The 19,904-nt window shown below is 65.7% G+C and carries 28 protein-coding genes; 16 read left to right on the forward strand and 12 right to left on the reverse strand.

Annotated features, from left to right (window positions below):
- Window positions 1-72: 72 nt before the first annotated feature.
- The 4 genes from PSQ21_RS22920 to PSQ21_RS22935 all read right to left on the reverse strand — a co-directional run bounded on the left by PSQ21_RS22920 (window position 73) and on the right by PSQ21_RS22935 (window position 1,709).
- Window positions 73-393, reverse strand: coding sequence for a hypothetical protein (locus PSQ21_RS22920; RefSeq protein WP_274032578.1), 321 nt, complete (start codon window positions 391-393; stop codon window positions 73-75).
- Window positions 393-788, reverse strand: a complete 396-nt coding sequence (locus PSQ21_RS22925) for a hypothetical protein (RefSeq protein WP_274032580.1) — start codon at window positions 786-788, stop codon at window positions 393-395. The genes PSQ21_RS22920 and PSQ21_RS22925 overlap by 1 nt, the downstream gene beginning before the upstream one ends.
- Complete coding sequence (locus PSQ21_RS22930) at window positions 778-1,035, reverse strand: hypothetical protein (protein WP_274032581.1); 258 nt, start codon at window positions 1,033-1,035, stop codon at window positions 778-780. Before PSQ21_RS22930 ends, PSQ21_RS22925 begins: the two co-directional genes overlap by 11 nt.
- Before the next feature lie 197 nt (window positions 1,036-1,232).
- The gene (locus tag PSQ21_RS22935; protein WP_274032583.1) at window positions 1,233-1,709 is read right to left on the reverse strand and encodes a hypothetical protein; all 477 of its coding nucleotides are present in this window, start codon (window positions 1,707-1,709) and stop codon (window positions 1,233-1,235) included.
- Window positions 1,710-1,790: 81 nt separating this feature from the next.
- On the opposite strand from PSQ21_RS22935, the gene PSQ21_RS22940 reads away from it, so the two are divergent.
- Window positions 1,791-2,096: a hypothetical protein gene (locus tag PSQ21_RS22940; RefSeq protein ID WP_274032584.1), complete on the forward strand. Its 306-nt coding sequence runs from the start codon at window positions 1,791-1,793 to the stop codon at window positions 2,094-2,096.
- Window positions 2,093-2,302: a hypothetical protein gene (locus PSQ21_RS22945; protein WP_274032585.1), complete on the forward strand. Its 210-nt coding sequence runs from the start codon at window positions 2,093-2,095 to the stop codon at window positions 2,300-2,302. Before PSQ21_RS22940 ends, PSQ21_RS22945 begins: the two co-directional genes overlap by 4 nt.
- Window positions 2,303-2,375: 73 nt before the next feature.
- On the opposite strand, the gene PSQ21_RS22950 is transcribed toward PSQ21_RS22945, so the two are convergent.
- From PSQ21_RS22950 to PSQ21_RS22965, 4 genes are all read right to left on the reverse strand, one after another.
- On the reverse strand, window positions 2,376-2,711 hold the full coding sequence (locus PSQ21_RS22950) for a hypothetical protein (protein WP_274032587.1): 336 nt from the start codon (window positions 2,709-2,711) through the stop codon (window positions 2,376-2,378).
- A 69-nt stretch (window positions 2,712-2,780) separates the two neighbouring features.
- Window positions 2,781-3,188 carry a hypothetical protein gene (locus tag PSQ21_RS22955; protein ID WP_274032589.1) on the reverse strand — a complete coding sequence of 136 codons (408 nt, stop codon included), beginning with the start codon at window positions 3,186-3,188 and terminating at the stop codon, window positions 2,781-2,783.
- A gap of 352 nt (window positions 3,189-3,540) precedes the next feature.
- Window positions 3,541-3,948: a hypothetical protein gene (locus PSQ21_RS22960; RefSeq protein ID WP_274032591.1), complete on the reverse strand. Its 408-nt coding sequence runs from the start codon at window positions 3,946-3,948 to the stop codon at window positions 3,541-3,543.
- A gap of 86 nt (window positions 3,949-4,034) precedes the next feature.
- The gene (locus PSQ21_RS22965; protein ID WP_274032592.1) at window positions 4,035-4,307 is read right to left on the reverse strand and encodes a hypothetical protein; all 273 of its coding nucleotides are present in this window, start codon (window positions 4,305-4,307) and stop codon (window positions 4,035-4,037) included.
- Between the two features lie 1,043 nt (window positions 4,308-5,350).
- Here PSQ21_RS22965 and PSQ21_RS22970 point away from each other — a divergent pair.
- Complete coding sequence (locus tag PSQ21_RS22970; protein WP_274032593.1) at window positions 5,351-6,124, forward strand: DUF7873 family protein; 774 nt, start codon at window positions 5,351-5,353, stop codon at window positions 6,122-6,124.
- 436 nt (window positions 6,125-6,560) lie between these two features.
- Here the strand turns inward: PSQ21_RS22970 and PSQ21_RS22975 are convergent, their stop codons facing one another.
- The 3 genes from PSQ21_RS22975 to PSQ21_RS22985 form a co-directional block, all read right to left on the reverse strand.
- Window positions 6,561-7,682 carry an adenosine deaminase gene (locus PSQ21_RS22975; RefSeq protein WP_274032595.1) on the reverse strand — a complete coding sequence of 374 codons (1,122 nt, stop codon included), beginning with the start codon at window positions 7,680-7,682 and terminating at the stop codon, window positions 6,561-6,563.
- 95 nt (window positions 7,683-7,777) lie between these two features.
- On the reverse strand, window positions 7,778-8,794 hold the full coding sequence (locus PSQ21_RS22980; protein ID WP_274032596.1) for an endonuclease/exonuclease/phosphatase family protein: 1,017 nt from the start codon (window positions 8,792-8,794) through the stop codon (window positions 7,778-7,780).
- A gap of 165 nt (window positions 8,795-8,959) precedes the next feature.
- Window positions 8,960-9,400, reverse strand: coding sequence for a hypothetical protein (locus tag PSQ21_RS22985; RefSeq protein ID WP_274032597.1), 441 nt, complete (start codon window positions 9,398-9,400; stop codon window positions 8,960-8,962).
- A gap of 186 nt (window positions 9,401-9,586) precedes the next feature.
- On the opposite strand from PSQ21_RS22985, the gene PSQ21_RS22990 reads away from it, so the two are divergent.
- Together PSQ21_RS22990 and PSQ21_RS22995 are read left to right on the forward strand one after the other, a co-directional pair.
- The gene (locus PSQ21_RS22990) at window positions 9,587-9,964 is read left to right on the forward strand and encodes a hypothetical protein (RefSeq protein WP_274032598.1); all 378 of its coding nucleotides are present in this window, start codon (window positions 9,587-9,589) and stop codon (window positions 9,962-9,964) included.
- On the forward strand, window positions 9,961-10,170 hold the full coding sequence (locus PSQ21_RS22995) for a hypothetical protein (RefSeq protein WP_274032600.1): 210 nt from the start codon (window positions 9,961-9,963) through the stop codon (window positions 10,168-10,170). Before PSQ21_RS22990 ends, PSQ21_RS22995 begins: the two co-directional genes overlap by 4 nt.
- An 807-nt stretch (window positions 10,171-10,977) precedes the next feature.
- Here the strand turns inward: PSQ21_RS22995 and PSQ21_RS23000 are convergent.
- A complete protein-coding gene (locus PSQ21_RS23000; protein WP_274032601.1) occupies window positions 10,978-11,196 on the reverse strand; it encodes a hypothetical protein in 219 nt (72 codons plus the stop codon).
- A gap of 2,396 nt (window positions 11,197-13,592) precedes the next feature.
- On the opposite strand from PSQ21_RS23000, the gene PSQ21_RS23005 reads away from it, so the two are divergent.
- The 11 genes from PSQ21_RS23005 to PSQ21_RS23055 all read left to right on the forward strand — a co-directional run bounded on the left by PSQ21_RS23005 (window position 13,593) and on the right by PSQ21_RS23055 (window position 19,903).
- Window positions 13,593-14,096 carry a hypothetical protein gene (locus PSQ21_RS23005; RefSeq protein WP_274032602.1) on the forward strand — a complete coding sequence of 168 codons (504 nt, stop codon included), beginning with the start codon at window positions 13,593-13,595 and terminating at the stop codon, window positions 14,094-14,096.
- Window positions 14,093-14,644, forward strand: a complete 552-nt coding sequence (locus PSQ21_RS23010; protein ID WP_274032603.1) for a hypothetical protein — start codon at window positions 14,093-14,095, stop codon at window positions 14,642-14,644. The genes PSQ21_RS23005 and PSQ21_RS23010 overlap by 4 nt, the downstream gene beginning before the upstream one ends.
- Before the next feature lie 88 nt (window positions 14,645-14,732).
- On the forward strand, window positions 14,733-15,209 hold the full coding sequence (locus tag PSQ21_RS23015) for a hypothetical protein (RefSeq protein ID WP_274032604.1): 477 nt from the start codon (window positions 14,733-14,735) through the stop codon (window positions 15,207-15,209).
- Between the two features lie 11 nt (window positions 15,210-15,220).
- The gene (locus PSQ21_RS23020; protein ID WP_274032605.1) at window positions 15,221-15,499 is read left to right on the forward strand and encodes a hypothetical protein; all 279 of its coding nucleotides are present in this window, start codon (window positions 15,221-15,223) and stop codon (window positions 15,497-15,499) included.
- On the forward strand, window positions 15,496-16,101 hold the full coding sequence (locus PSQ21_RS23025; protein ID WP_274032607.1) for a hypothetical protein: 606 nt from the start codon (window positions 15,496-15,498) through the stop codon (window positions 16,099-16,101). The genes PSQ21_RS23020 and PSQ21_RS23025 overlap by 4 nt, the downstream gene beginning before the upstream one ends.
- 231 nt (window positions 16,102-16,332) lie before the next feature.
- Entirely contained in the window at window positions 16,333-16,767 is a 435-nt protein-coding gene (locus PSQ21_RS23030) for a hypothetical protein (RefSeq protein ID WP_274032609.1), read from the forward strand.
- Between the two features lie 254 nt (window positions 16,768-17,021).
- Window positions 17,022-17,567: a hypothetical protein gene (locus PSQ21_RS23035; RefSeq protein WP_274032611.1), complete on the forward strand. Its 546-nt coding sequence runs from the start codon at window positions 17,022-17,024 to the stop codon at window positions 17,565-17,567.
- Window positions 17,568-17,689: 122 nt separating this feature from the next.
- Window positions 17,690-18,193 (forward strand): hypothetical protein, encoded by a 504-nt coding sequence (locus PSQ21_RS23040; RefSeq protein ID WP_274032613.1) that lies wholly within the window; start codon window positions 17,690-17,692, stop codon window positions 18,191-18,193.
- 301 nt (window positions 18,194-18,494) lie between these two features.
- Window positions 18,495-18,698 carry a hypothetical protein gene (locus tag PSQ21_RS23045; protein ID WP_274032615.1) on the forward strand — a complete coding sequence of 68 codons (204 nt, stop codon included), beginning with the start codon at window positions 18,495-18,497 and terminating at the stop codon, window positions 18,696-18,698.
- Between the two features lie 117 nt (window positions 18,699-18,815).
- Complete coding sequence (locus tag PSQ21_RS23050) at window positions 18,816-19,403, forward strand: hypothetical protein (protein WP_274032617.1); 588 nt, start codon at window positions 18,816-18,818, stop codon at window positions 19,401-19,403.
- The gene (locus PSQ21_RS23055) at window positions 19,400-19,903 is read left to right on the forward strand and encodes a hypothetical protein (RefSeq protein WP_274032619.1); all 504 of its coding nucleotides are present in this window, start codon (window positions 19,400-19,402) and stop codon (window positions 19,901-19,903) included. The genes PSQ21_RS23050 and PSQ21_RS23055 overlap by 4 nt, the downstream gene beginning before the upstream one ends.
- The last annotated feature ends 1 nt before the right edge of the window (window position 19,904 follow it).

Genomic DNA, 19,904 nt, shown 5'->3' on the forward strand with positions numbered 1-19,904 from the left:
AGTCCTTTCGGGACGGGGGCTGACGTCATCCTGCAAGTCCGAGCAATTTCTTTGGTGGCGACACGAATGGGCTCAGGCGGAAACCTCCGAGTGGCCCACACCGTCCCGGATTTCTGCGAGAAGGAGAGCGGCGGTGACTTTCCTTTCCGGCCACTCGGATGGCGGGTTGTACAGGCACAGGTACTGGGCGGTCTCCCGGTCGTATCCGGAGAGGACGAGGCCGGCAGGTGCTTCGGAACCGGGCTCGGGCCGGATGTAGTTCGCGGACACGAAGCCGAAGCGGTGCAGCTCGTACATGGCCATCTGGAGCTGTTGGTGGGGCACCACGGGGTTCCGTACGGTCCAGCCGTGCTCCTCGGGTACGAAGGTGCCGGGCAGGCGTAGCGCGTACATCAGGCACCGCTCCTCGGGGCGAACAACAGGGCCGCCGCAACGGCGAGCTGGTGCGCCATGCGAGGCCGGCGCAGCTCGTGGACGTGGTTCTCCAGCACGCGGGTCATGGCCTGCACCAGGTCGTCGCGCACGCCCATCTGCTGTGCGTCGTAGGTGTACCCCTGGCGGCGGCCGTCTTCGGCGTAGTGCAGGAGCGGCAGGGCGACCGGGGGAGGGGAGCCGACGAATCCGGTGTGGTCGCACGCTGTGCAGCAGCACGGGCGTCCGGAGTAGGTGTCGACCAGGGGGCATTGGTGGTGGGCGCCGGCTGAGCACGCGGCGGAGAGGAACAGGTACCGGCTGAGCCTGTGGAGAAGCTCGGCGGCCTGGCGCACGTCGAAGGGGTCAGCCAGCACGACGGACCTTTCCAGGGGCGGGGGCCAGCGGCGCGGTCCAGCTTTCGACTTCTTCTCGGCCGGCCTCGGTGATGGTGTAGCGGTCGAAGCGGTCGCGGCGGGCTTTGGCGGTGTGCTGGGCACGGGTGAGAGCGTTGAGGTGGGCGATAGCGCGACCTGCCGGAATGTTCGTGCCGTCCACCACCTGGAGCAGCGTGGCCTCGCCTTGATCATGGAGCCATCGCAGCACTTGCATTTTTTCGGTCATACTCCGAGATTTTTCCACCTCGGGCTGCTCCTCGGGGGGACGACACAGCAAGAACCCCCCACTGGGAACAGGCAGTTGGGGGGCTCTCGCTAAGGAAGAGGCGGTGCATCCGTCACCTCACCGACGAGGCGACAGTGCGCCGCCCGGATGCCCCGTTCCCCTTCCTTGGAGGGAACAACGGGCTGCCGGTGTCAGAGTTACGGATTTTTATTTCCATCACCCGTATGGCAGAACCTATTTCGCACCCGGCCGAGTGCGTGAAGAATCGCTTCTCTCGCGCTCACCTCGCAGTCGTGCGCGGCCTCGACGGAGTACGCGAGGCACAGCATTCCGGCTACCTCCCGGGTCGCTTTCCGCAGGTGAGGGCGGGCGCGCAGCACGCGGCCCTGCGCCAGTCGGCGGTATCGGCGACGCCGCAGCAGAGAGGCGGTGAATTCCGGGTCGGTCCGTCGCCGGAAGTCGACCTCCACCCACCCGTCGGCCCATCCGACGCCATGCTGGACCGGGATGACCACCGTGTCCATCAGGAACCAGGCGAAGGCTCCGACCGCCTGGGCGATCTGGCGTCTGTCCCGCTCCAGCAGGCGCATGCTCGCCTTGTCACCCCTTGCCCAGAATTCCATGTACGCGATAGCGAGGAGGCGCATGTCGTCGCCGGGCTGCTTATCCACCATGTGAAGCATGCTAGCCATTACGCTCGCGCCATGACTTACGTCCCGGAAACGCGCACCCTGTGTCCACGGTGTGAAATTGAAATGGGCGTCACTCGAATGGAGTACGGCTACTGCGGGCAGTGCCGCGACTTCCACGCTGCGCAGGCCGACCTCATTGCCGACAAGTACACCCCTCCGCAGATCATGGGCGGTGGCTGCATGCGCTGCTGCGGGCACTCCCTGCGGGCGTGGGCGGTCTACCACCCAGCTCCCTGGGAGGCCGGCACCGTCGTGCGATGCGTCTTCAGCGAGGACGCTCTGCTGCACGCGATGCGGTACTGCCCGTGCGGGTTCTGGCACTGGCGAGCCGCCGAGTGCGACGAGCTGCCGAGGGAGCCGGCCCTGTGAGTGACGCGGAGGCGTGCTGCTGCGTCGTCAGGGCCCTGGTGGTGATGGCGCCCGATCCCGAGACCGAGCCGGGCCGGTACTTCGTGTGCCGGACGCATGGGCAGATGATCGTGTGGGACGGGCGCCGGTGGCGCTGGTCGGACCAGGCCGAGGACATCGATCAACTCCCTCCGACGGCGGATGCCGGGAGCCACCGTCCCGTGTGAAGCTTTTTCCGGACCGGTCGTCCACGCAGGAGTCAGGGCCTCACCCCTCGCGCATGGGGTGAGGCCCTGACTTCTATGACGGGCTGCGATAGCCGTTGGGGAATATCTCCACGGTCAACTCGCCGGAATCCTCGTCCTGCTCCCATACCGTCCGGCAAGGAAACACCTCGTCCCGGCCCGTGATCTCCCGCGCACGGTCCTCGACCGTTTCTGCCCACGGAAACAGTTTCGCCGGAAGGCGCCAGGTGCCTCGCTCACACTCGATCCAGGCGATCCGCGTCTCCGGATCGCTGAAAAGGGCCAGCACTTCCAACTGCTGCCCGTTGCGGCGAACCTGGAACTGCGGAAGCCCCCGGACCTCGTTCAACAGGCGTGTGCGGATCGTACCTTCGTAGGTCAGATGAGCCACCGGGGCTCCCTCTCGCGTATCGGACAGGTCGAGGTCCCGCGCGATCGGCGCGGCCGGCGCCGCACCCTGCTACGCGGCCACACGGGCACGTCCGGACGCGAATTCCTCCACGGCCTCCCCGTGACCGGCCTTGGCCTCGGCCGGCAGCCCGTACGTCCACAGAGTCCCCAGCAAGTGCCCGGGGTCGTCGGCCGCGTACAGCGCCGAGCCGAAGACCTGCGGGACGTAGTCGGCCGGCAACTCGCTCGCAACGCACGTGGCCAGCAGGTCGTCGAAAACCAGGCAGATGGTTCGCACGACGGCCGGCCTGCCGTTGGGCAGCACGACGTCAGTCTTGTGGACCGTCCGGGCGTTCATGTCCTCGAACAGTTCCGCAGCGGCCCTCGTGGTGAGCGGCTCGGCATCCAAGCCGAACGCGAAGGGGCGGCCCGCCGGCCCCATGTCGATCCTGTCCAGAAGGTCGTCGGTCTGCTTCACACCGTTTCCTTTCCCCCAGTACGACGGAAGGCCCGGCGTAGCCGATGAAGAGGACGATTCCCAGGGGGGTGGTATCGCGCCGGCGGCTACGCCGGACCGTTCTAGGGCGCGTGCCCAGCGGGATTCCGGTAAACGGGGGGGTGTCTACCGAAACCCCGCCGCGTGGGCACGCACCAACATCAACCCACACCGGCGGGGATGAGTCACGCCACTTCCGTGAAGTTTTTATTGCGTCACTCGAATGGGTGACCCCTGGTTACGCTCCGCGCAGGCTCCCGCCGGTGGCGATGTCCAAGATGCACCGAATGGGTAGCCACATCGTGGGAGAACATCAGCAACACCCCACCACCAGTCACGACTTGAGGGCGCCCAGCAGCCGCCGCCGGGTGCCGGCCGGCAGCTCCCGCAACCACCCCATCGCCTCCCACTCCCGCACCTCACAAACGGATTTCAGCCCGTAATGCCGAACCAAATAGCGCGCAATGCGGTGCCCGTGAATGTCGTGCCCGAGCAAGCCCGCCACCTCGTAGCCGCACGGCTCCGGGTACGGGCACTCCGACGTCGGCGCCGTGTCCGTCACGCACGCCGGGCACAGGTCGACCATCTCCCCGTCGACCCGCAATCCCTGCCAGCCGTCCGCCCGCGACGCGCGCATCGCCGCCGCCCGGGTCGCACCTGCCCACCGTCCAGACGTCGCACAGCGATGCCCGCCGCAGGCCACCTCCAGCACGGCCTGCGCCCGCCCGGTACGCCCCTCCACCCTCGACCCCTTCCCCAGTTCCTCGACAACACAAGGGCCCCGCACCCAGCCATCGGCTGGCTACGGGGCCCACCCCACGGTCGGATTCACCCAACGCCGAGCGAACGCCCCTCGACCCAGTCGCAGCGGTTCCTGCCGGCCCACGACGGCGCCCACGGGTACACCCGGTTCTTCGCGTCCTTGAACCAGATCCCGGGCTCGGTCTCAGCCTCCGTCCCATCAGGCAACTGCACCTTCACAGCCCCCCAGAAGACGTACTTTCCCGGCTGGGTCCACTCCAAGGAACTGACCTCCAGGCCGGGCACGGCCATCAAGCGCGCCTCGGCCTCCGGCCACGACATCCCCTCTTCGCTACTCATCGTCCTCATCCCCTCGATTCGGCTGGTGCTCCGGCTTCGGGCACAGCCACAAGCCAGCCCAATTCCTCTGTAGAGCCGTATTCGGATGCACGGAGCAGTGCTGCGTGTCCACAAGCTCGTAGCGCTGCTCACTACGAGCCGCGTCCGCCAACAACTCCTGAAAAAGCGTCGCCACGACCCCTCCGCCCTCCGCGACAGGCGCGGCATCAAGAACCAGCTCCACCGGCCACAACCAGGCCGCTGGGCACCACGAGGGAACGCTACGCCCTGCGACCGCACTTGCGACCGCAGATCAACCGAACCGGCATATGCCCAACGCCACGGCCCAGTCTCGGAATCGGCTCCCCTTCCGGACCCGGCCCTCAAGCTAGGTCACCCCAGCGACAGCTCTAATCCCTCGAACGGGTGAACAGGCCAAGGTAACGAGCAGATTCACGCCGAGCCACCCCCGATCCAGAAGCGCGACCGCGAACCCCGCCCCCACCAGCACTGACGTGAGTGCCGCCATCCGCTCTATCCGGTGCTCCGCAGCCTCCAGCGGCTCTCCGGGCGAGTGCGGGCCATCCCCGTGCCGAAACTCCGCCGGGAGGAAGTACCACAGCTCCACGCACACCCCGGCACCCCGAGGCCAGTCCACCTCGTGCACGGCGCGAACGCCCACCCACTCCGACTCGATAGACGCCGACGACCCCGCCACGGCGTTCCCGCACACCCAGCCCTCCCCGCCCAGAAAACCGCTCACGCGGTCCACGGACGCACACATGGCCTCGGACCATGGGTCAGTCCGCTCGGTCAGAGGGAAGTCCTCCACTGCTGCGATCTGCGATTGCAGGTGCGATTGCATCATGAGGCCAAGGATGACGTAACCACCAGCCCCAGCAGACCCGTTCACCCCCAGAAGCGACCCGCGTCACACTGCGGCGGACGCACCCTCACCGTCGCTGGAAACACCCGAACGCCGAACCCGAATATCAAATCGCGACACACGAATGGGCTAAAGGGGATTTGCGTGACACTACGGATGCTTCATAACGTCCAGCCCCATGACGACGCGCCTCAGCCAGGTAGTCGCAGTGGAAAAGCCGATCAAGACCGACGCCTACAACGTGCTCAGCCAGGCGCACCACCAGGTCCAGAAAGCCCCACTGCTCACCGGTCTCTCCCGCACCTACCGCCCCCGCGACGACGAAGGCGAGCAGCAGCCCGCCGAAGCGACCCGCGTGCAGCTCCGAGCAGTGGACGCCATCGCCGAGGTAAAGGCAGTCCTCCTCCGCTTCTACGACGTCACCGCCACCCGCGACTGGGCCAACTGCGAGGCCCGAGCCGACATCAAGGTGAACGGCGAAACCCTGCTACGCGACGTCCCGGTGCCCTACCTGCTTTTCCTCGAAAAGCAGCTCACCAACCTCGCCACCTTCGTCGAGAAACTGCCCGTCCTCGACCCGGCCGAAGAGTGGCTCTGGGACCAGGACCGAGCCGTCTGGCGCACCGCGCCATATGAGAGCGTCAAGACGAAGAAGGTCCCCCGCAACCACGTCCTGGCCGAAGCCACGGCGCAGCACAAGGCACAAGTCGAGATGTACTACGAGGACGTACCCGTAGGCACCTGGACGACCGTGAAATTCTCCGGAGCCATGCCCGCCGCCCAGGTGAAGGCCCTCTCTGTACGGGTCCAGGCCCTCCGCGACGCGGTGAAATACGCTCGTGAGGAAGCCAACGGAACCGAAATCCAGCAGCAGCGCATCGCCGCGCCCCTCCTGGACTACCTCTTCGGCACGTTCACCCCGCTGGCCTCCGAACAGGCCGTCGCCGCGTAATCCCCAGACTCCCGCCGCCGGTGTGCGGCGGGTGCGCAGGAGCGCAATCTGAAGCTCAGGACTGAAGTTCAGCATCCGGGTCAGGTCACAGCGGAGGTTCGAATCCTTCTCCCGGCACCACACGCCGGGGTAGCCCAGCGGTAGAGGCAAGCCAACCCGTATCTAAAGTTCTCGCTCCTAGTTTCAACACACCACCAAGCGCCGGATCGACCGGCCCGAGCCACATCACCGAGTGGGGGTTCAATTCCCTCCCCGGGCGCTCCGTGCCTGGGTTGTCTAATGGCAGGACGCGGTGACCTCAATACGACTCGGAGCCTTAAATGTGCCGGCGTGAGCTGAAGGGTGGAAAACCCTACCAAGGGCTCGTCTTATGGAACGAGTAACCTCCCCCAGGGGGTCGGGACTGGCTACGTCCCGGCCCCCGCCAGCATGTCAATCACCGCTCAGCGAAAAGCCATTCAGCCCGAAGCGCCGCGTACCCCGGCTTGACGACCTCATTGATCATCGCGAGCCGCTCATCGAACGGGATGAAGGCAGACTTCAAAGCGTTCACCGAGAACCACTCAAAATCCGACAGCGTGTATCCGAATGCCTCGGTCAGCAGCTCGAATTCCCGGCTCATGCTCGTCCCGCTCATGAGGCGGTTGTCCGTGTTCACGGTGACGCGGAAATGCAGCTTCCGCAGGAGCCCGATCGGGTGCTCCGCGTACGAGGTGGCGGCGCCGGTCTGGAGGTTGGACGTCGGGCACATCTCCAGCGGGATGCGCTTGTCCCGCACATAGGAGGCGAGGCGGCCGAGGGAGACCGAGCCGTCCTCGGCGACCTCGATGTCGTCGATGATCCGCACCCCGTGGCCGAGCCGGTCGGCGCCGCACCACTGGAGGGCCTGCCAGATCGACGGCAGGCCGAACGCCTCGCCCGCGTGGATGGTGAAGTGGTTGTTCTCCCGCTTGAGGTACTCGAACGCGTCGAGGTGGCGGGTGGGAGGGAAGCCCGCCTCGGCGCCCGCGATGTCGAAGCCGACGACGCCCTGGTCCCGGTAGCTGTTGGCCAGCTCGGCGATCTCCAGGGCGCGGGCGGCGTGCCGCATCGCGGTGAGGAGGGCGCCGACGCGGATGCGGTGGCCGTTGGCGCGGGCGATGCGCTCGCCCTCGCGGAATCCCGCGTTGACGGCCTCGACGACCTCTTCGAGGGTGAGGCCGCCCTCCAGGTGCTGCTCGGGGGCGTAGCGGATCTCGGCGTAGACGACACCGTCCTCGGCGAGGTCCTCGGCGCACTCGGCGGCCACCCGGAACAGCGCGTCACGGGTCTGCATGACGGCGCAGGTGTGGGCGAAGGTCTCCAGATACCGGGGCAGCGAGCCGGAGTCGGCGGCCTCGCGGAACCAGACGCCGAGCTTGTCGGGCTCGGTCTCGGGGAGGGAGTCGTAACCCTGCGCGCGGGCCAGCTCGACGATGGTGCCCGGCCGCAGGCCGCCGTCGAGGTGGTCGTGGAGCAGCACCTTGGGGGCGCGCCGGATCTGGTCCAGGGTGGGCGAAATGAGTGTCTGGCTCGTCATCTGCGCACCCTAGCGCCTACGCGCGTAGAAGTGTAGCTTCGCCCGCCACGCAGAAACCGGTGCCGAGAGCTGTCGACCCCCGGCACCGGCAACCATCAAACAGCGAAGCGCGCGGCCAACTCCCACGGCTCCAGCGGATCGAACAGCCGGCCCAGGCCCTCCGCATACTCGTACCGCGACACCAGCACCTCCACCAGCTCGTGATCGGAAAGGCCGGCCATCGAGATGACGTTCACCTCCACCACCGCCTGCACCGTCCACGGGTCCATGTAGAAACGGTCGATCCGCTGATCCCCGCCCTGCCCGACCGTCTCACGCCCGGCCGTGGCGCGGAGTGCGTCGGACCGACCGAGCCGATGCGCAGCGAACCGCGCAGGGTCCCACATACCCGCATCCAGCATCAGGCTGTCGAGGTAGTCGCACGACCTCCACGACCCATCCGCCTGCTGACGGGCACGGTGCCGGCGGTGTACCCGGTCCGTGATCTCCGGGTGTGCCCAGTCGATCGGCGGCACGCTCTCTCCCGCAGGCACCGGGTACTCGTTGCAGTCCCCAGCCCCGAGAAAGGCCGACCAGGAACGCTGGGGGTCGGCGCCCCATTTCGCCTGCACCTTGTCGACCAGATGCGACAACTCATCTGCCTCGGCTTCCCGACCCGCTGGCGAGCAGAAGGAGTTGTGCCAGGCCACCGTTTCGATCTCAGTGCGCGGTCCGCCGCGCAGCCGGAGCTTCACGCTTGTCGGCGGAGTACGCCACACAGCGAGCTGGTCGCGCCGCGACAACACCTCGAAGGTGGACTCACGCACAAACATCCCGGTCGGGTTGTTGCCCTGGGCGGCGGGGGACCGGAATCCCCGCATGCCGAGCACCCGCTGAGCATCATGGAAGCGCCGGTCCGCCGCAGCCCGGCCCGCCGTCGCAGCGGCCTTTTCCTCCTCGGACGCCTCCAGGGGGGCCGGGGCCGGCTGGGAGTACGTCATCTCAGCACGCCCCAGCCAGTCGAACTGGCGGGATGCCAGCAGGTCGTGCGCCTCCCGCCATCGTGCCGGGGCGACGCCCGGACTCTCGTCGGGGCCCCCATCCACCTCCAGATTCAGGAACCCGAACCGCAAGATGTCGTCACTATGTGAACTCACGTCGCTCCCCTCGGTTACTTACGAGCGGGACCGTGACCGACGGCGATGAACAATCGATAAACGCCCTGCGTACACAACTGCGGTCGCACTTGCGACCGCAGTTGCGAGTCACCCCGGCGGACCCACGGAGGCAGGCAGACGTCAGTAGCCGAGCTGCTTCAACCGCTTCAGACAGTTCCCCAGGTGTTTCCGCGCCTCGCGAAGGCGGGGTTCGGCATCCAGGACGGCAGCTCGCACCACCACGGGGGTACCAAACTCCTCGGTCTCGCTGTTCACCGTGGCTGGAATCCGCATGAGCTGAAGCGCGGCATCCACCAGGGACCACACGGCCTTGCCCGCCATGTCGCCCACCTTGTCTGCCCCGGTGACGAGAAGGGAGACCTCGACGCCCGCCCGGTTCAGACGACTCCCGGCGAGCGTCAGTCGCAGATAGAGGTTCCGCCGCGCGTAGTCCTCGGGGTCGCTCGCACCATCGAGCGTCCGCGTGTCGAGCGCCATCCCGTAACCGACAGCCTCCTCGGCCTCCTCGATCGGATTACCGACCAGCCCATGCACCTCTGCTTCGACGATCAGGCGCAGCATCCCCAACATCTCGGCTCGCGTTGCCGGCCGAGCCGAGTTTGGAGCTGGATTCCAGCCCAGGGCGTCCAAGGCGGCGCCGAGTCGCTCTACAGGGATCGGGGGGCGCTCTGTTGAAGTCATGCCGGAATCCTACGGGTGCTATCGCAACTGCGAGCGCAAGTGCGGTTGCACCACTAGGCTGCGCGCATGACTCAACCGACGCTGGACATAGACGCGTTACTCACCGAATACGGGGCGGCCTGGCGCCGGGCCCATCCCCAGTTGACCTCCGAAGAGGAGGAGTTGCGCTCGCAGCGGTGCTGGGACCGCATCCTCACGGAGTTCAACGCCGAGCTGGACACCAACAACACCACGGCCTGCTCACACTGCCACCGCCAGCGCCCCAGGCGGTTCTTCTGCGAGCCGCGTTTCTACCCGATGAACGAGTGTGCCAACGTCCGCCAGCCGTGGCATTACCGCCGCGTGTGGGGAAACCCCAAGGCCGACAGGCGAGAGATGCGCCGCCACCGCCGTCGCGTGCGCAAGGGCCGGGCACCCCGAGTGCCTCGTGGGGGTGTCTCATGACGACGGAACAGCGGCCCGACCACGAAGACGCCGACATGCGTCAGCCGACCGATGCACCCTTCGGCCGGAACGGCGACATGCTCACGTCGATCTTCGAAGGCGTGGCCAACGTCCTCGGCTACCCCTTTATGCTCATGCTGTGGCCCAGAGTCCCCCCGGGGTTTCGCAGGGGCGCACCCCGCGAAGCCGACCGACGCGACCGGTAGCCAACTGCACGCGCGCCCCGGAGGTTGGCCCCTCTGGGGCGCGGTCGTACGACTTCTGCTCAGCCGTTCAGGAGCAAGGCCCTGATGTCCGGATCGAGCCTCGGATCGTCCAGGTGCTCCCGCTTCAGGTGCCTATCACCCTCCGTCCCCCAGTCGAGCCAGATGAGTGTCCAGCCTCGTCTCCAAGCAAAACCAGCGATGCTCAGAATGCTGGTGCAGCCGGAACAGCCGGGCACCGCGTCGAAGGCCGGCGGTGGACCCGCGACGTCGGTACATGACTTCGATCCCCTATTCATGAGATCAGCATGCCGAACGAGCACAACTCCCGCAGGACATCGTCATTTCCCGATTTCGCAACTACGGTTTGTGCACCTGCAAGCCGGCCGCAAGGCCGGCGACCCGCGACGAGTATTTATCGAACTGAACTCGCACCGGCGTAAGTTGCTTGCCTCGCGTACGTCCTGGAGCCTCTGGTCAACGGCAGGGACCTCGACGGCGAAGTTGAGTATTTTCCGCAACTGCGTCCCGATTTTATGGCGTTGGCCCGCATGCGTGGACCTGGCGCTACGGTTGGTCTGTTGTTCCTCGTTGCCTAACCGAGGTACGGCGGGCTCGGGCCGCCCGGAGACTTTGCCGAGTCGCTCGTCCGGGCGGTCCACTGCTGCTAGCTTCACCATGCGGGGCCGTGTCCGCTGCTCTGGCGACCGTCTGGTGGGCGTCCACGAGGGGTGACCCTCACGGCAGACCATCGCGTGTCGTTGAGACTCCGGCGGCCCCGCACCCAGCCCCAGGCCCACGGTCGTCGGCTCAGCGCCCCAGCGGCCAACGCTGGCCGGCGTACAGGCGCAGCTTCGATTTCACGCTGGAAATACGTGCACGCACCAGATGCGGCGTGCACCCGAGTTTTCTAGCGGCCTCCTCAACGCTCAGACGCTCCTCGCCGTCAATGACGAACCAACTCAACACTGCGGCCTCGATCGGCGTGAGCAGCAGTCCATCGTCCGGGGCGGCTTTTTCGGTACCCATGCCGACCATTTTGCTAGAGTCGCGAGCCCCGAGCCCACGGCCACTGCCGCCGGCCGTGACACTGCCTGTTGGTCTAGGGTCGATATTTGCAAGACGGACCAGGGGGCCCGGCTGTCCGTTTCGCCCGTTTAATGGTGGGGGGTCCATTTTGCAGGGATACGTCACCTATTTGTCCGTTTCCACGGGTTCGGGCGACTTCGTAGGGCTTAGGAGCGATTGTGGCACGTGCCCCGATACAGGGCAAAGGCCCCCCATGTCGGCTAGGCCACGCTTGCCCGCACATGCCCGTTCTTACGCACGGTAGTTCCAGCTACCATGCGTAATACTGAACCCAGCGTGAGTGATCGCGTACGGCCGGTGACGCAAGCGGAAGTGCAGTTCCGCTTTGCTCAGCAAATACGGACGTAAGGCAATTCACGCTTATAGCGGGGCGTAGGCATGTAGAGCATGACAAGAGTGAGGTACTGCCTAAACAAGGCATTCCTGTGTATAAGTTGCACCCCTGGCATACGCCCCAGAGAGGGGCAAGGGGTAGTTACCCCCTCATGGCCCCGCACACTCCACCTAAGCCGCGTAAGCGCATGAGCTGCGCATGAGCCCTACCTCGGGGCAAGCACGGTATACCTCGCCTCTCTCCCATACGTAGAGATAGAGGGCAGACGCCCCAGGCCCCCCGAATTTTTGCTCCCTGGCATTTTCTGGGGCGTGTCCGTCATGCCCTCTTTGTGGGGGCGGGCCGCTGTGCGCCGTTCTGCCGTGCCGTCCGCCCCGGGGGGACCGTCGGGCGCGCGCGCCGAGACAGGCTCTTACGCGGGCAGGCAGCGCGACGCACGGGCCCGGTACGGCCGGGCGGTACGGCCGGAGCTATGCCGCGCGGACCCGTGGCCGGACGCGTGAGCGGCCCGGGGGGACTGGCCGGAGCGACGGACCCCCGGGGGAGGGGAGGGCCGCAGGAAGGCGTACAGGGACGCGGACACGTAGCGTCATTCTTTCCCGAATTTCGGCGGTTTTCGCCACTCTCCGTGATTTAGGCAGTCGCGGACGCCGCTTGCGCGCACACCTGACGACGCGTCAGGAAATAGGCAAAAGTGCAGGTCAGGGGCCCTTTTTGGGGATGTCGTGATAATCATGCGCGCTTGTGATTTTTGGGCCTCGTTTGTCCCTTTATCTCCCTTCATGCCGTACCTAGTAAGGAACTAGGCGGTATCACATGCCTTGTCATTCTTTTAGCGGGCGAATCGGGCTGCCCGGGTGTCTCAGCATTTGAGATTCTCCCTAGGTTTTCAAGATTCTTTAGGTCAATTCACCCCGACTGACCTGCATAAATACTGTGCGTGCTCACTTGACTACAGGAAAGGGGTACACAGGCCCTCCCTGTACCCGTAACGTCTTCCTTGTCACCACGACAGCCCGCCACTCCGGCGGACGCGGGGGGCGCGAAAGGAAGGTGATTAGCGCGGAGGGAAATTCCCTCCCTTTGCTCTTGGGCACCCGTGCGCTTAGCGGGTGTGACGCCGGTCCTAACCCGGTTCCTGGCACTCGTGGGGGTATTTCCTCCCCGCGCGTGACCGTGGCTAAGTCCCTCGTTTCTTAGGGGACATCATTTAAGCCTTTACGGTCTCGGTTGCCATTCTCCCGTCCCATCGTGGCGCGGCCTGCGCAAGGCCAAAAGCAGAGCACACATTTCTGCGGGCGTGTCACTTCTGGACGGCCGTTTCGTCAGTCGCGTACCAACGCTGTGAAGCGTGGATGCCCGACCACGGATCGGTAAAGCCCTGTGATGGGGCCGGAGCGTGAGCGGCGTTTTCTGGACACGAAAGGTAGTTGTGTAGGGACGTAGTGTCTCACCGGTGATTCCATCGCGCGGTTTACCGTGCTCATGAACTTTCGGAATCACGAGACATTACAACGGAATCTTGAGCTGTGCGCGGATACGTGCAACAGCAGGGGGACCGGTAACACGGGACGACAGAACCGAACCGCTAGGGATGTCCTAGTAGGCGGCTGGTTACGGCAGAACTCGGCAGGGGCAAAGCTAGGGCCCCCCGGATGACGTCAATGCCCGTTGAACCATGCTGCGGATACTCGCCGCATGGGTGAATGGCGGCTCGAAAGGGCCAATAGTGCCGGACACCCCCCGAATTGAACCGCTACCGCGTAGGCACCCCCCTTGGCAGGGGGAGAGTGTCACACGTGCTCGGATTCCCTCCCCCAAATGACCGGCCGTGGATGCGGGGTCATGGGTGGATGCCATGAGCGACACAAACCCAAAGAGGAAATGGGACGCGTAAATATAGCTCTGACGCCCGGAACATTGGGTGATCTGACTAGGTGCGAGACCTAGGACGCGTACACATCTGACAACGGCTGAACCTCACAGGAAAGGAAAAGACGACATGGCCGGTAGTTACTACGGAGCGCCGACGGTTTCTTTCGGCCCCCCGCTTCCCCGCACCACGGAAAACCCGGACACCCGTAGCCACAAAGCCAAGACTCATCGCGTCGACTACCGGGGGAAGATCAATCTTCGCGGTGACCGGACGGGCGCAAAGGTCAACGCGCCCCACAAGCGCCACACGGGTAAGAACCTCCGCACCCCTAAGCGTCACATCGTCTCGGATGCCCCCACGGACTTGGGGAACTCCCCCACCTACGCGCCCGGATCGTACGCGCGTGGCATGGGGCACACGGACAACAGCGGATATCAGCACCTTATGCGCGTTGACGCAACGTCGCCCGTATTCAACATGAGCGTTAAGGCGGACGCCCGCGCCGCCCGGGACTACGCGTTGGAAAAGCAGCGCACCGCTACCGGAATTGCCCGCGAAACCTACGCCGCTCTGGTCAAGGACATTCGGCGAACTGTGCGCAACCTGGAAAAGGAGAGCAACAAGTCATGAGCCGTTCCACCACTCGCGCCCGCAAGCGGGCGCAGCGTAAGCAGAACGCCACCGCGCGCCGGTCCTCTCTCGCCTTCCTGGACCACATGCGCGCCGCTGAGTTCAAGGCCACGGGTAAGCACTCGTCCTTGGGGATGCTCGCGGCGGACAACATGGCCAAGAGGCGCGAGACCGTAGCGGACGCGTTCGCTGCCAAGCCGTCCCCGTCGGTCCTCCCGAACACCCCCACCACGGTCACGGCCAAGCCGTCCGACATGCCGTCGCGGTCCATCTGGCAGGCCGCCACGGGCACCCCCGCGCCCGTGCCGGAGGAGACGCCGGAACCGGCCAAGGTTCTGCCCGCCCCGGAGCTGAGCACGCGCACGCACACGCCGATCAAGGCTGCCGAACTGGACAAGGAGATGCGGGCGGCAGCGATGCGCATCGTGCACCACCAGGACGGCGTCCACGGGTGGCGGTTGGTCGGCGTGATCAACGTCGAGGGCGGACGTCGCACGGTCTACGCGCGAAAGCACGGTGCGTCGGTCCGCTACTCGACCGCCGCGTAGACGCACGATAGCTGCAACCGAGGGCCGCAATTCGGGCGAGAAATCGTCCGGGAGGCGGCCCTTTTCCATGCCCGAAAGTGAGGCACACATGAGCGATCTTCGGCTCCAGCACTTCGATACCCGACGTGTTTGGTGCACCTATGCCGGTCAGCTCTGGGGCACGACGGACAGCGAAAAGGCTCGCGCTATCCGAGACGCCCGCCGGTTCTACAACGCCTACCCGCATGTGTGGATTGGCGGGGTCCGTCTGATCGACATGGCCGGTCGCATCGTCTGGTCCATCGCTGCCGCGCCGACGTTCCGTCTGGAAATCGCCAAGGGCGACGGCTGGGAGGAGCTGCCTTGGTCCGAGCACCGGGCCCTCTCCCGCGACGAGGCCGAGCGTGGACGCGACCACAACGCGGCGATCTACAGGGCACCGGTCCGCATCGTGCTGGAGGAATACCCGCGCGAATCGGCCCCGGTCGATCCGATCCAGCCCCCCACCTTTTCCGCCCCCGACACCCAGCCGGAGACCCCCCGCACCGGCCGCCCCGTAGCCCCCGTGATCTTCCAATACGGATAGAGGACAACAGCATGACGCTCTCGATCGACCCCGCGCAGTTCCCGACGATGACCGTATTCACGCTGGAGGTCTTCGACACCTTCACGGCCGAAACGGTCGGCTTCTACCCGATCACCGCCCCGGACATCGAGTACGTGGAGGGTCTCGCCGCCGACTTGCTCGTGGCCATGAACTACGGCCGTGCCACGGCCCTGGACTGGCGACAGATCACCGAGCACCCCTACAACCCCGCCGCGCCCGACGTGTTCAAGGCGCGCCCCTTCGTCGACAAGATCGGAGCAAAGGCATGAACTCGCGGCGCGATGGCCTCTACCGCAAGGAAGCCCGGCAGGCGGCACATGTACGCGGCCCGGCAACCGCCCCCGCCGGACGGTTCGAGCCGGTCGAGGTGACCAAGCCCTACGTGTACGGCGGTAGCCGTCCGGGCACCCGCCCGCCCATTCCGGCGGGGGAAATCGCCGACCGACCCGACCCCGCCATGGCCGAGCGGACGCGGCGCGCGATGCGACGGGCCATCATCCAGCGGTCGTACCGGCCGCTCACCACGGCCGAGCTGGTGCCTGGTCTGTGGGTCGAGCAGATCATCGAGACCAAGAGCGGGAACTATTCCAACCCCGGTCTGCTCGCGGTCGATCGACGTCTGGAGGCGCACGCCCGGGAGGGTGTGGTCGAAGACCACCGCATCGTGCTCTGGACCCCGCTGCGCCGCGACACGGCCCGGTCCCATTTCGTGCTCGGCCCCGGGTACCCCCGTGACGACCGCTTCCCCACTCACGAAGTCTGGCCGATCGACCCCGAGCACTTCACGCCGGACATCCGCCGCCTCCTGGAGGCGTTCGCTGACCGGGCGGTCTACAACCCGGCCCGGGGCGAGTTCGAGGTCACCGCGTAAATGGCTTCAGCCGGCCTCGACACGTAGGAGGTGCCGAGGCCGGCCGTGGCTGTGCGCTGTGCACGCCCTGCATTCCGATCAACCGCTGAACCGGCAGGGATGCAGCAGAAATTCTGCCTATCAAAATCGAGGTCACCTATGGCTCGTCGAACTCTGCCCAGTGGGCTGGAAGTTGAAGTCCTTGGCCGTTGCACGGGCAAGAGCCTGTGCAACGAGACGGTCACGCATTCTGTGACACGTTTGCCGCGCGTCGACCACCGGACGTTCCCGCTTCCGCCCAAGGGCGTCTGCCAGCGGCACTCCGAGAACAACTACGTGAGCGACGACGAGTACGCCCGCCACAAGGACACGACGGTAGGCGGCCTCGTGTCTCTGGTCTTCCGGCGGTCGGAATTCGAGATCCGGCCCCTGACCGCCGAGGAAGCGGCCGAGGTCGCCCACGAGGCGGCGGCGGCGGAGCGCTGGGAGGCCGAAGGTCGGATCGGGGCGTTCCGCCGCATCGTCGAGCTGCACCAGGCCGAAGAGATCGACGGCGTTCTGGTCGACGCGTTCTCTGCCCAACACGTGATCGCGGTCCACGACGCGCTGAAGCCGGAGCAGCAGCGGATTTACGCGACGTGGGATGTGTACCGGCAGGTCGACGCGGCGTTCAAGCTCACGAAGTAATGCCGCGCGGAACGAAACGTCATGTGGTCCACGCGAAATATGGGCCGGATGGCGAAATTCTCTGCTGGATGTATTCATGCGGGAAGTCTGCTGTGTGGTGGGAGGACGTGGAGCGCTGGACCATCAAGCGCTGGCTTTCCACTGCATATTGCGGAAGCCATCGAACCGGACCGGAATACCCGGCCGAGGAAGGGCTGACCGAAAGGCCCGTGCGGCAACCCGCACGGGCCATCTCTCATAGAAGGGAAGAGAACGTGGACTTGGACTTCGATGTGCTCGTGCACCACATGCAGCCGACGCACCCCGGTGCGGCCCTGTCCGAGCCGCTGACCGGCGAAGAGGCGAACATCCGCATTCGCGGCCTGGTCGTGAACTCCATGGCCGACGAACTGTGGACGTACGAGGTCCCCGACCGCAAGGGAGAACCGCTGCGGATCGTGGCGCGGACGCAGCACACACGGAACATGGGGCTCGACGGGCCGCGCGTGGTCCGTGAGGTCTACGTGCAGCGTGCGACCGGCGGGCCCGTGCACGACTTCGACTGGTTGGAGCGCGGCGAGTACCAGACGCCCAAGCCGACCCGACAGCCGGTCAGGGTCGGCGACACGGTCTCGGCCATGCCGAACGGGCACAGCCTCGCCATGGCGGAGGTGACGTCTGTCGAGTGGAAGGTGCACCCCATGCAGGCGCACTACCAACTGCCGCCGCTGTGGACGTGGGAGTGGCGCGTCGAGGTCAAGTTCCCCGACGGGCGAACGCGCGAGGGGCGCTGGCACCCCGACTGGATCTCCAAGGCGTAAGCGCCTGGTACGACAACTGACCCATGCGGCTGAAAGGGAGCCACGGCGCGTGTATGTGCCGGGTGGCTCCCTTTCCGCTGCCCAAAATCAAAGCCCGTCCATCGAATGGCGGAAGGAAGCATATGTTCACGGTCTGCATTCTGGAGCCCTGCTGCGAGAAAACCGAGCCGGGGTACACGCCCATGCCCAAGCCGTTCTACGTGCGCACGCCGGGATGGTCGGACACGTGCCAGCACAAGCGGTCGGAGCGGCGTAAGGCGACGTTCACCGTCTACGACGACCGCGCGATGGCCGAGAGGGAGTACCAGGGTAGGGCGGGCGGTGGCTGGTACACGACGGACGGATACCTGTTCGAGGGTGAGATGCCGCCCGAGGGAGAACGATTCCGCATCATGCCCATCCGTGGAAATCTCACCTCGGGATACTTCCACTGCGAACCGGCCGAAATTCCGTTTCCCACCATTGAAACGGCAAGAGAGTACGCCGAGGATTACCACGAGTACCCGAGCGGCGTTCGTGACAAGCAGATCCTGTACAACATCGTCGGCGACCAGGACACCGTTGTGCGCTGGTCGTCGTACAGGGTTCCGGTCGGTCGTGAGCTGACTCCCGGTGACTACGCCTGACCTCGTCGAGGTGCTCTGGTTCTTCATGCTCCAGGTCTACGAACCCCCGGCCGACGGCCGGCCGGCCTCGTGGACCGATACCGCGACCCGGTACGTGCAACTCATGCCACGCCGTGATGGGACCGAGCCCGATCCTGTTGCGGCCTACTGCGTGCGCCATATGAGAGCACGCATGAGAAACGGCCTTCCCCAACTCCGTGTGCGAGTGCACGAATACCGGGGCGGCGCATTTTATGAAGCGTTTGTTGTGCACATCGATGCCACGCGCACACCTATCGGCGTTTGATACCGAGGGAGCAATATGTCTGAGCGGCAGTACGCGTACGACGGCAAGAAGGAATGCGTCGTGACAGTCGTGGCGAGCAGCCGCGAAGAGGCCGACCGGCTGGTGCGTGAAATCCTCGGCAAGGAGGAGCACTGCGGAATCCAGTTCGAAAACGGAGTTCGCATCACCGGTGAAACCATCAACGAAATGCCGGTGTTCTTCGACTCTGACCCCGCGTAGAGCAGGACCCCCAGCGTAACAGCGAGTGTCTGAGCTAACGGCAGTCCAGGACGCAGCAGCAATGCCGCGCCCCGGGCCTCCGACTGTCAGCCATTCAGAAATTAGGGAGGGATAGCGGTGCCCCACTACAAGCGGCCCGAAAAGTATTACCCCACGGTCGGCGAAACCGTGGTCGTCAAGATCCACGCTTCCGAGTGCATGATGCACCTCGGCCTGGTCGACAAGCGTCTGCCCGTCCGCATCCTGGAGAACGGCTACGGCCAGCTCCGGAACCCGGTCGACGGCCGCGACGACGGGATGCCGAACCCGCTGTCCTGGATCAGCGGCTTCTACCGCGACTCCGAGGGCTACTACGGCACCGATGTCCTCGAAATCGGCGTCAGCCACTCGGTTACCCACACGGCCGGGCGCTTCTACGTCTACGTCAACGGCCGCCAGACCTACGGCGTCCAGTCGCTGCACTTCGAGGAGATGCGCGACGAAGCCCGCGCGATGCACGAGCGGGACATCCCGAGCGCCGAGGTCCGCTTCGTGGAGAACAGCCTGGTGCTGGGGAGCTGGTGGTCCCGCTCCGTACCGGTGCCCCTGGACACCGAGATCCGCGAGCGCGTCACCGGCACCGCCCGGGACACCTGGGTCGACTTGCCGACTCACTTCAACCTGTTCGCCGGCCGATACCGCACCGAAGAATCGAGGGCAATGTGAGCGCGGAAGAGAAGCGCCCCCCGGCCGTGTGGCCGTTCCACAGCACTGCTGACGCGTACGACGCGTGCCAGTGCAACGAGGACATCCGCGACGGTGACGTCCTCGTGATCGAAGACGAGAAGGTCGTCGGGATCGCATGGACGTGGCCGTTCGCGCTGACCGAGAACTTCAACGAGCTGCACGTGACGACCGCGAACCCGCGCACCTACCAGGGCGGCATTTTCGCTGCCGGTGTCGACCGGGCGGAGCAGATCGCACAGGAGCACGGCTGGAGGCTTATCCCGCTGATGGACCCGGTCACGGCCCGCGCGTTCTTCGCCGCGCACCCGCGCTGCGGTGAGCCGATCGGCTTCAAGGGTCTGTCGGTCAAGACGGCTGACAGCCGGAAGTGGGTCGGCTGGCTGCTCGCCGGGACCACGGGATACATCGAGCTGGACTCCTACGGCCACATCAAGTTCGTCAACGAGTGGTCACCCCTCACGGAACCGAAGGAGGTCTGAA

Source organism: Streptomyces sp. MMBL 11-1 (genome assembly GCF_028622875.1).
GTDB lineage: Bacteria > Actinomycetota > Actinomycetes > Streptomycetales > Streptomycetaceae > Streptomyces.